At 44.7% G+C, this 7,417-nt stretch carries 6 protein-coding genes and 1 CRISPR repeat array; of the genes, 3 read left to right on the top strand and 3 right to left on the bottom strand.

The features are described from left to right. The first annotated feature begins 80 nt into the window (after window positions 1-80). A complete protein-coding gene (locus tag OSCI_RS25795) occupies window positions 81-1,142 on the top strand; it encodes a glycosyltransferase family 4 protein (protein ID WP_007358156.1) in 1,062 nt (353 codons plus the stop codon). Window positions 1,143-1,485: 343 nt separating this feature from the next. On the opposite strand, the gene OSCI_RS30950 is transcribed toward OSCI_RS25795, so the two are convergent. Further along, complete coding sequence (locus OSCI_RS30950) at window positions 1,486-1,659, bottom strand: hypothetical protein (RefSeq protein ID WP_007358155.1); 174 nt, start codon at window positions 1,657-1,659, stop codon at window positions 1,486-1,488. A gap of 170 nt (window positions 1,660-1,829) precedes the next feature. Here OSCI_RS30950 and OSCI_RS25790 point away from each other — a divergent pair, with 170 nt between their 5' ends. Further along, on the top strand, window positions 1,830-3,077 hold the full coding sequence (locus OSCI_RS25790) for a competence/damage-inducible protein A (RefSeq protein WP_007358154.1): 1,248 nt from the start codon (window positions 1,830-1,832) through the stop codon (window positions 3,075-3,077). Between the two features lie 177 nt (window positions 3,078-3,254). Beyond that, window positions 3,255-3,879: direct repeats of the CRISPR family, unit length 37 nt; unit sequence GTTTCAATCCCTAATAGGGATTTATTTAAGTTGAAAG. Between the two features lie 260 nt (window positions 3,880-4,139). Here the strand turns inward: OSCI_RS25790 and OSCI_RS25785 are convergent. Next, a complete protein-coding gene (locus tag OSCI_RS25785) occupies window positions 4,140-4,505 on the bottom strand; it encodes a DUF1823 family protein (protein ID WP_007358152.1) in 366 nt (121 codons plus the stop codon). 296 nt (window positions 4,506-4,801) lie between these two features. Beyond that, window positions 4,802-5,833: a type I glyceraldehyde-3-phosphate dehydrogenase gene (gene gap, locus OSCI_RS25780; protein ID WP_007358151.1), complete on the bottom strand. Its 1,032-nt coding sequence runs from the start codon at window positions 5,831-5,833 to the stop codon at window positions 4,802-4,804. 278 nt (window positions 5,834-6,111) lie between these two features. Between gap and OSCI_RS25770 the strand changes: the two genes are divergently transcribed. Further along, window positions 6,112-7,155 (top strand): bifunctional heptose 7-phosphate kinase/heptose 1-phosphate adenyltransferase, encoded by a 1,044-nt coding sequence (locus OSCI_RS25770; RefSeq protein WP_007358150.1) that lies wholly within the window; start codon window positions 6,112-6,114, stop codon window positions 7,153-7,155. Window positions 7,156-7,417 lie beyond the last annotated feature (262 nt).

The following is a 7,417-nucleotide window of genomic DNA, read 5'->3' as shown; positions in this document are numbered from 1 at the left end:
TCTTCCATCGTTCAGAAACCATCTGAAATGTAGTAGACTCTGCCTGACACCATATTTGCCCCGCACTTTACAGATTTCAGATGTCGCACCATCTGTACCACCTGGTTGCCTTTCTCGTTTCAGCGATAGTAGTCCTGTCGAGTACGCCGCTTGTCAAAAAAATTGGCATAGCTAGCGGTCGCGTGGATCACCCTGGTGGACGCAAAGTACACGATCGCCCGATGGTGCGTTTGGGAGGTGTGTCTATTTTTCTAGGCACATTAACCGCTTTGCTAATTGTCTGGTGGTCGGGAGGCTTTCTTGATGCCACCGGACAAAATCTCAACCCCCAAGATGAGTATGAAATCTGGGGCGTTACCATCGGTGGTCTTGCATTTTTCTTGATCGGTTTGGCAGATGACTTATTTTCTCTCTCTGCCTTCACTCGCCTGCTGATGCAAGTCAGCGTTGCCAGCATTGCCTGGTGGGTTGGCGTGCGGATCGACTTTCTGACAATTCCGACAATGGGACTGGTACCCATTGAAATCCTCAGTTTACCCGTGACAGTAATTTGGCTAGTTGGTATGGCAAATGCCATCAACTGGATTGACGGTTTAGACGGTTTGGCCGCAGGGGTTTCAGGCATTGCTGCCGTAGTGATGCTAATTGTCAGTCTGTTCATGCACCAACCGGCCGCCGCCTTAATTGCTGCTGCCTTAGCTGGCGGTTCCCTGGGATTTCTACGCTACAACTTCAATCCGGCCCAAATTTTTATGGGAGACGGTGGTGCCTATTTTATGGGATTTACCCTAGCTGGAGTGGGAGTAATTGGCTTAGTTAAAACTACTGCTGTCACCTCTGTTTTGTTGCCGTACTTGATTTTAGCGGTGCCAATTTTGGATATGTCGGCTGTAATTCTCGATCGCTTGCGTAACGGTAAGTCGCCATTTATTGCGGACAAACGCCACCTTCACCACCGACTGCTAGAAGCAGGACTTTCGCAGCGATTAACGGTTTTGTTTATTTACTCCTTAACTCTGTGGGTAGGAAGTTTAGCCCTAGCTTTTTCAGGAATTCCTAGCGGCTTAGTTTACGCCTTGAGTGCTACAGGCTTGCTAGGGTACACAAGCTGGAAAGTCTGGAGACACGCGGCTAAAAATTAATGACAGTTAACTATTAACTGTTAACTGTTAACGGTTAACTGTTAACTGGGAAGGAAAATGATCGTAATTTAAAATCAAATTTCGGTCTAATACCAATTCTTGAAACTATGACTACAGATAGTAAATATTCAAATTATAGACGAGAGTATAATATCAGAATTTATCTGTAGTGGGCATTTCAGGAAAGCTGTAGTACCAAGGATGTGAATGGTCGAGGTTAATAGAGCTTTCATTAGTTTGTCGTTATTAAGACAATTGCCGGAAAATCCCGTGACTTTAGCCCGGGAATGAAAGGCAATTGCAGAATTTATTTTGCCGTGATAAAGAATAACCTAAATTTTCCTCAGATTGACCTGTCTGGGTTAACACTGCTGAGTTTCCTACCTACCGAACTTTTTTGAAACAGGCCTGCCCGATCCTTGGCTAATGTAGGGAGTTGGTCGTAGAGCTTGCCAACGATCGCCTCGTAAGCAGCCTTAGCGCTGATGCTGTCGAAGATAGCGGGCGATTGCCCCATAATACCTAGAATTTACTGTCAAAATTCCAGCTAAATATTAGGTAATTTGGCTGCTCTGTATACCCCAACCAAAGACCCTAAGTTATTGTTCCTTCAGCTATAATTAAAAATTAAAACTGGAAAAAATCACCCATTTTTAATTTTTAATTTTTAATTTTTAATTCTTCCCGATGGTTGCTGAAATTATTTGTGTTGGTACAGAGTTACTGCTAGGCGATATTCTCAATAGCAATGCCCAGTTTTTAGCGCAGCAATTGGCAAGTTTGGGGATTCCCCACTACTACCAAACTGTAGTCGGGGACAATCCAGAACGGATTAAACAGGTGTTAGAGATAGCAATGGGGCGATCGCAGATCCTCCTATTTACAGGCGGCCTGGGCCCAACTCCCGACGACCTCACAGTAGAAACCATCGCTGACTTTTTTGAGACTCCCCTAACTGAACGTCCCGAAATTATCGCAGACATTGAGCAGAAATTTGCTCAACGGGGGCGCGTGATGAGTCCTAGCAACCGCAAACAAGCTTTAATTCCCGAAGGGGCTGATATTCTACCTAATTCTAGCGGTAGTGCTCCTGGGATTATTTGGCAGCCCCGCCCAAACCTAACAATCATGACTTTTCCGGGAGTACCTGCGGAAATGCACCTGATGTGGCAAGAAACTGCCGTACCCCATCTGCGGAATCAGGGATGGTGCAGCCAAATAATTTACAGTCGCACTTTAAGATTTTGGGGGATAACAGAATCAGCTTTAGCAGAAAAAGTAAATGATTTTTTTAACTTAGCTAACCCTACCGTCGCTCCCTACGCTAATCATGGTGAAGTCAAGCTGCGAATCTCAGCTCGCGCCGAGTCAGCAGGGGAAGCTACAAAATTGATTTTACCAGTAGAGGAAAAGTTGAGACAGATAGCTGGACTTGACTGTTATGGTGCTGACAGTGATAGTTTAGCGTCAGTTGTTGGTCAACTATTGCTAGATGCAGGTGAAACTTTGGCTGTGGCGGAGTCTTGCACTGGTGGCGGGTTGGGAGCGATGCTGACCAGTATAGCTGGCAGTTCTAACTACTTTTTAGGGGGAATTATTTCCTACGACAACCGAGTTAAAGTAGGGCTATTGGATGTTAATCCAGAAGACTTAGCTAAATTTGGCGCGGTAAGCCGTACAGTGGCAAAACAAATGGCTGCGGGAGTGCGATCGCGCCTAGAAACTACTTATGGTTTGAGTATTACAGGAATTGCTGGGCCTGGAGGAGGGAGTGAGGATAAACCAGTGGGATTGGTTTATATCGGTTTAGCGCGGCCTAATGGTGAAGTAGAAGCTTTTAAATATCGCTTTGGTACTCTGCGCGATCGCAACTGGATTCGGAATCTGAGCGCCTGTACAGCCCTCGATCAGTTGCGGCGAAAACTCTTAGGGTGACTCCTGTAGGGCCCTCGACCAATTGCGGTAAAAACTCTTAGCGCGACTACTTACTGCTAAAGAAAATACGCGCTACAAAGCGATTAATGGGTGAAAAAGAAAATAGCAGAGATGTAGAGCAATTTGCAATAGGTGCATTTCGTTAAACTGTGATTGATAGGGATTCTATCAATCATAGTTTCAATCCCTAATAGGGATTTATTTAAGTTGAAAGCATCGGCAAGCAAGTGATTATGATAAAGAACTTTGATGTTTCAATCCCTAATAGGGATTTATTTAAGTTGAAAGGTTAACCAAGTTTAGAGGTAAAGATCATGGCTGATAGTTTCAATCCCTAATAGGGATTTATTTAAGTTGAAAGGTAATAGTGGCCTTGCCAAGGGCCTCAGCGTCCGGAAACAGTTTCAATCCCTAATAGGGATTTATTTAAGTTGAAAGAACAAATAAGCTTAGCGCTCCTGATATAGATAAATGGTTTCAATCCCTAATAGGGATTTATTTAAGTTGAAAGAAACACCAGTTCAACGTTGACTATCAATCAATTGTTTCAATCCCTAATAGGGATTTATTTAAGTTGAAAGATTGCACCAATTGAGGCAAAAGTACCGCAGAAAATAGGTTTCAATCCCTAATAGGGATTTATTTAAGTTGAAAGAAATCGTCGAATTTGTTCTTTTCTCAGCTTTTTGTTTCAATCCCTAATAGGGATTTATTTAAGTTGAAAGCCTTTACTTTTTCAAGCGCTTCTAGTGGGGTCAAGGCTTCGTTTCAATCCCTAATAGGGATTTATTTAAGTTGAAAGGCCCGACCTCTGGAAGCCTTGCTGTATTTGGTTTTCAAGGTACAGTTTCGTGAACCGATCATCAATATACCGTTTCAGCCACCGACTTGTCAAGAGGCAAAAACAAAAAAAGCTTCAAACCCAATCACAGCAAATATTACAGACTTTGCGGGAATCACCTTCACCATCCCACGCACCTCAAAACCTTGCAGCATAAGCGATTCAGCCCCAAAAATTTACACCCTAAAAAAAACACCTACCGATTCCCGCAAAGCCATCCCTCAACAGCGCCCATCCACCATATAACTCATCAGCCAATTAGCCGCCGTCGCCCGACGAGTCTGCCGAGGCCCAAACTCCCCAATTTTGTAGCCCTTAAAACCCAACTTTTCCTTAAGCAACTGCTTATTCTCCTGCGGAATCGAACGAGTCAGCTTAACCGTCGCAGGGCGAGACTCTATAAAATCCGGCGGTTGTGGATATTCATCCCGCCATACCTGTGGAACATTAGCGTTATTCCAATTACCGTCACCGTCGCAACGATAGCCCAAACAGTACCAAACTAACTGATTGACAGTAGCATCGTCTATTTCTTCGTTAATAATTGCCCAAATAGTTTCGATAGTGAGTGGCAGCAAGTCAGACATAATCTGGCACATTACAAATTAGAAAAGTCTAATCTCGATTTTATGCGAACTCTTGACAATTAAAGTAACTCCTAAGAGATATTTTACTCTATTCAAGCTGAGATAGAACAGAAAAGGGGTTCGTATGCTGGGGAAAATGCAATGCCTGCGGACATCGGCTTGCAGTTCGACTTCGGCAAGCTCAGGGCAACGCAAGCTCAATATCAGTAAGCTCCCTGAGCTCTGCCGAAGGCCTAAGTCAAATGCTATCTAGACCTACGCATTGTCCCGCGAATCCCCTTTATTCTCAAAGTCAACTAAGCTTTCAAAATTCCATCCTTTTCAGCCATCGATAGCATCAAATCAATGACGCGGTTAGAATAACCCCACTCATTGTCATACCAAGAAACAACTTTGAAGAACTTAGAATTAAGTCCAATTCCGGCTTTCTTATCAAAAATGCTGGAACGAGCATCACCTCTAAAATCCATTGAAACTACTTCATCTTCTGTGTAGCCGAGAATGCCTTTCAATTCACCCTCAGAAGCTTGCTTCATTGCTGCACAAATCTCATCGTAGGTAGTTTCCTTTGCCGTGCGAAAGGTAAGGTCAACTACCGATACATCTGGAGTCGGTACGCGAAAAGCCATCCCGGTAAGTTTACCTTTTAATTCTGGCAATACCAAGGTGACAGCTTTAGCTGCACCTGTAGAAGAGGGAATAATATTTTGCGAAGCGCCGCGTCCGCCGCGCCAATCTTTCTGACTAGGGCCATCTACTGTTGGTTGAGTGGCAGTCATCGCGTGAACAGTTGTCATCAAACCTTCTTCTAAACCAAAATTATCATTAATAACTTTGGCAATCGGAGCTAGGCAATTAGTGGTACAGCTAGCATTAGAAACAATGGTATCTTTAGCAGGGTCAAAATTGTGGTGATTAACGCCTACTAAGAATGTCGGTACTTTTTCAGGATCTTTTGTGGGTGCGGAGAGCACTACTCGTTTTGCTCCACCAGCTAAGTGTTTTGAAGCTCCTTCAGCATCAGTAAATAACCCCGTAGATTCTACTACATAATCAGCACCTAATTTGCCCCAAGGTAATTCCGTAGGGTTTCTAATCGCAGTACAGGGAATAAAGCGCCCGTCAATAGAAATGCCGCCTTCTTTGGCTTCAACAGTACCGGGGTAAGTGCCGTGAGTTGAATCGTATTTGAACAAATAAGCTAGGTTATCTGCCGGCACTAAGTCATTAATACCAACAAACTCGATTTGGGGATTATTGATGCCCGCGCGGACTACTAAGCGTCCAATGCGACCAAATCCATTTATACCAACTTTTAAGGTGGCCATGATTAAAATTCCTCTGGAAATACCGTCACTCGCTCTAAAAAGTGCGAATCACGGGTTACAGATTAGCATAGTGGTTGATGGCTTCCAACCCTTCTTTTTTATGTCTTAAGGAAGAAGGAAGAAGGCAGGATTTAGCAATATAGCAACCTTCTTGGTAGAAGGAAGAAAAATCTCCCCAATCTCCCCCTGCTCCCCCCGCTCCCCCTGCTCCCCCCGCTCCCCCCCTCCCCCCGCTCCCCCGCTCCCCCCGCTCCCACTGCCCAATGTTTCACTGAATAATGTCTTTAGATTCTTCATTTTTGGCTCAAGTGCGCGGCTCGGCTGAGCAATTGACACAACGATTGGATCGCTTTTCCCAGGCGCGAGTCTTAGTGGTGGGGGACTTAACTCTTGATGAATTTCTCACAGGCCAAGTCGAGCGCATTTCCCGCGAAGCGCCTGTCTTGATTCTGCGCCACGAAAATACTAGGCAATTGCCCGGAGGTGGCGCAAATGCTGTCTATAATCTTGCTAAACTGGCAGGCCAAGTTAAAGTTGCCGGTTTAGTGGGTAAAGATGACCAAGGACGGGCTTTATGCCGTATTTTTGAAGAGGCGGGAATTGATATTACTGGCATTTTGATCGATCCCAGCCGTCCGACTGTTACGAAAACTAGAATTTCTGGCCATGCTCGTCAGTCGGTGACTCAGCAAATTGTGAGAGTCGATCGCAAGTCGGATGAATTGCCCGATTTAGACTTACAGTTACAATTAGCAGAGTATATCCGCCAACAGTTGGATACTGTCGATGCTGTGGTTTGTTCAGATTACGGAGATGGTGTTTTGACTGCGGCGGTAATTGAAGCGGCGGTGTCTCACCCTAGAACTATTGTAGATGCTCAGACGGATTTGAATCGCTATGCGGGAGCGACTTTATTTACGCCTAATTTACCGGAAGCTGAGCAGGCGGTAGGATATGCAATTAAGAACTCTACAACTTTGGTGAATGCAGGGCGCGACCTTCTGAATTTAACTCAAGCTCAACAAATGTTGATTACTCGCGGCGAGGAGGGAATGAGCTTGTTTGAAAGGATGAAGGATGGAGAAATCTACCAGCAGGATGTCCCAGCTTTTAATCGGACGGATGTATTTGATGTAACGGGTGCTGGTGATACAGTGGTGGCAGCTTTGACTTTAGCCTTGTGTGTTGGTGCGTCTGGTTGGGAAGCTGCTGTTTTGGGTAATTTGGCCGCGAGTATTGTGGTACGTCAATTTGGTACGGCGACGACAACTATAGATGAGATGAAGGAAGCTTTGCGATCGCTCCTTAGTTTAGATTGTTAACGGTTAACTGTTAACTGTTAACTGTTAACAAATCTAATTGATAGCGTTGGATTTCGCTTTGCTTCACCTAACCTAAATTTTACTAGCAATTACTAATGATACTACACCCGGTTAAATATTTGTCATTGCGAGCCAAGCACAGCGCGTCAAGCGAAGCGCAGTTGCGAGGAACGAAGCAATCTGAGGAACGAAGCAAGCCCGAAGCAATCGCAAGGTGTTGGTATTGCTTCGCTCCGCTCGCAATGACAGATAGTAATTGCCG

It is taken from the genome of Kamptonema sp. PCC 6506, from assembly GCF_000180455.1.
Classification (GTDB): domain Bacteria; phylum Cyanobacteriota; class Cyanobacteriia; order Cyanobacteriales; family Microcoleaceae; genus Kamptonema; species Kamptonema formosum.
This window is presented reverse-complemented; position numbering and strand designations above follow the sequence as displayed.